Below are 3037 nucleotides of genomic sequence, written 5' to 3' on the forward strand. Positions count from 1 at the left end.
GGACACGTTATCCAGTCGGTGAAAGTCCGACCGAGGCAACAGACTCAAGCCTCGTAGCTTGGGAGGCGTCATGGCGCAAAAGCAAGATGACGGAGCCCTCCGACAGTATGCTTAGAAAGGAGTATATGCAATTCACCAGGTTGCAACGCGCAGTGAACGCAGACGTAGCCTCGTAACACGACATCGATGGGCGTGCAGCAAAACGCGCCCGGAGGGAAGGGCCCGGACCGGTGAGTATTCCGTCCAACAAAGTGAGGCAGGGCAGGGGTGAGATGACAAAGGCATCCGGCAGTCTGCAGGAACTGAGGCGGATATATCGCAAGGCGAAGTCTGACAAGACGTAAGCGCTCTTTGTACCCACCCCTGACGCCTGTTGCGGCTGATTTTTGAATCAGCTATGGCTGGGCGCCGGTACTGCGGCGGACTTGCCCAGCTTCCACGGCAGCAAGGCTTCGTAGTCGTCGGCGGTGCTTGCGTTCGGTAGCGCCTTGAACAGATCGATCAGGTATTGATAGGCGTCGATATTGTTGGCGCGACACGTTTCGACGAGCGAATACAAGTTCGCACTCGCCTTCGCGCCGACTACCGTATCGCTAAATAAAAAATTTTTGCGGCCAATTACAAACGGACGAATCGAATTTTCGATGGCATTGTTACAGATCGGCCAGAGGCCGTTTTCAACGTAGCGGCACAGTTTTGGCCATTGCCCGCTGAGATAGCCCAGTGCTTGTCCCAGCTTGCCTGAGGGCAGGGTCGTCTCAAGATGCTGGTCCAGCAACGCGCGAATTTCCTTGAGTACCCTGCGGCTATATCGATGGCGCATTACCGCTCGACGCAATACGACCATCTTCTTGGCTCGGGCCTCCGCGGCATAGAGCTTGCCAATCAGTTGGAGGAATTGCGTGGCGGGCTGATGAGGGCCGCGTGCTTGCTTTGGCAGGAGCGCTTCAGCCTCGAAGAAATACCGGCGGCAATGGCTCCAGCATCCCAAATGTGTCAGGCCATTGGCTTCAGCAATGATGTCGTATACGGCGCCACCGTCGCTCATCAGCGCGGCGTGCTCACGCATGCCCGCCCAGAAAGCGGCGCCATACTTCGCATCATGACCAGGCGCATAGCTGAACAGTCGCACTGGCGGCCCGACGCCATTCATCTGCACCCACATCGCGCTCTTCGTTTGCGCTGCCTTGCCTGGTTCCTTGAGGACCTGCACAGTGGTTTCATCGCCGTGTACCACCTCGCTGTCAAGCAGCACATCGCGCATGAGGTTGATAACCGGCTGAATCGCCTGGCCGACTCGGATGACGCTGGCGGCCAGCGTATTACGCGAGATGTCGCCACCGAAGCGACGCAGTAACGCCGCGATCCGGTACAGCGGCAGCCCATCCATGAACTTGGACAGGATGATCCATGCCAGCGCCGCTTCGGTGAACAGGCCGCGAGGAATAATGCGAAGCGGGACTGCCGCGACCTTCAGCCCGTGATCGCATTTAAGACATGCATACTTGACCCGTTCGTGACGGAGCACCTGGATCTTTTGCGGGACGATATCGAGCCGTTCGCTGACCTCCACGCCGATCTCTACCAACTCGGTGTTGTCCTGCGCGCAGAACCGTTCGGCCTCCGGTATCTCGTAGCGGATCACCACACGTGGTAGCGCCGGATCCAACGGTTTGCGTCCGCGCTTCTTGCGTTTGTGTGCGGCCACATCGATGTCGGGGCCGTCTTCCTGCGCTGGCAGGGTGGCCGCTGTCGGTGCAAGCGCCTCCGCTTCGTTTAGGAACAGGTCGCCCTGCCGGGGATCGCGCTTCTCGCTCTTCGCGCCGAATGAGCCTGCGCATCATGACGTGCAGTTGTTCCTTGACGAGATCGCGCTCAATCTTCGTCACACGCAGCTCGCCACGTAGTTCATCGCGTTCGCTGCGCAGCGCGTCACGTTCGTCGCGCGCGGCAATGAGCGCATTGAATTCTTCGACGCTAATCGAGAGACGTTCGCGGGTCATGCATCAACGATAGCGAATCGCCAGACCCAATGGGTTTACGTCATTTTGTAACAGCCGAACTTATGCCCTGAAGAACGCCCACGGGAGGCGTGTGCGCCGACAAATGCCATCACACGTGCTCGTAGTAACGGACTGGGTGCCCACGCATCGCCTGCAAATCGATGCCTTCCAGTAACCAGTGCAATTGCTCGACGCTCAGCTCAAGCACCGCTTCGCCACGCGGCCACACGAACCGGTCAGCTTCCAGGCGTCGCAGCATCAGCCAGAACCCGTTGCGCTCCCATAGCAGCAGTTTGAGGCGATCGGCCCGCCGGTTACGAAATACGTAAACCGCTCGCGCGAACGGATCGAGTCCCAGCGCTTGCTCCACGATCGTCGACAAGCCGGCAATGCTCTTGCGGAAATCGATGGCATCGCGATGCACATATACCTTCACGTCAGCGTCGAACCGGAACATGGCTGCGCCCCAGCGTTTCCACTATCGCTGTCACCAGCGTTCTATCGTTGCTGGCACACTCAAACTTAAGCACGACGCCATTGGGCATCTCTGCAACCAGTCGTGAGGTCTGAATCGCAAGCGCGGGCACCGACGTCTCGCAGGCCACCGCTTCAGCGCAACCGATCGGAACCACCGGAACAAACGCCGGCGCCGCCGCAGCCCCATCCCGAGCTACCTCACAGCCGGCCTGCGGACCGTATTGGCTGATCCACTTGCGCAGCAGGTTCGCGTTTAGCCCGTGCTCGAGTGCAATACGAGCAACTGACACGCCCGGCTGCAAGCACGCCTGTACCAGTTCGCGTTTAGCCCCCGGATCAAAGCGCCTGCGGTGCCCATCGCGCTCAAAGCCTGCTACCAGGCGTTCCTTTAGTTTGCTGTCTTCTGGCATGGTGTCCACCTAATTGAAGTGGACACCAGCATCTCCTATTGCCCATTGCGACGAAAGGGCGCCGACAATGACCGTACATGGACGCCCCCGGCTTGCCAAGCTGCCAGTCAGTGAAAGCTGAGGGAAGATTGCACCCGTACATTCGGA

The 3037-nt window shown here is 59.0% G+C and carries 2 protein-coding genes and 1 pseudogene; all 3 read right to left on the reverse strand.

Features of this window, described 5'->3' with window-relative positions; all coding sequences use genetic code 11:
- Positions 1-391: 391 nt before the first annotated feature.
- Positions 392-2003, reverse strand: a pseudogene (gene tnpC, locus AWB78_RS41995) (IS66 family transposase).
- A 109-nt stretch (positions 2004-2112) separates the two neighbouring features.
- A complete protein-coding gene (gene tnpB, locus AWB78_RS42000; RefSeq protein WP_062613152.1) occupies positions 2113-2460 on the reverse strand; it encodes an IS66 family insertion sequence element accessory protein TnpB in 348 nt (115 codons plus the stop codon).
- On the reverse strand, positions 2441-2890 hold the full coding sequence (gene tnpA / locus AWB78_RS42005) for an IS66-like element accessory protein TnpA (protein ID WP_062613154.1): 450 nt from the start codon (positions 2888-2890) through the stop codon (positions 2441-2443). Before tnpA ends, tnpB begins: the two co-directional genes overlap by 20 nt.
- Between the last annotated feature and the right edge of the window lie 147 nt (positions 2891-3037).

Origin of the sequence: Caballeronia calidae, from assembly GCF_900044055.2 — a bacterium.
Classification (GTDB): domain Bacteria; phylum Pseudomonadota; class Gammaproteobacteria; order Burkholderiales; family Burkholderiaceae; genus Caballeronia; species Caballeronia calidae.

What these genes read in the sequence shown, in the direction of transcription:
- tnpB (WP_062613152.1), bottom strand. Translation starts at nt 2,460, where the DNA reads ATGTTCCGGTTCGACGCTGACGTGAAGGTATATGTGCATCGCGATGCC.
- tnpA (WP_062613154.1), bottom strand. Translation starts at nt 2,890, where the DNA reads ATGCCAGAAGACAGCAAACTAAAGGAACGCCTGGTAGCAGGCTTTGAG.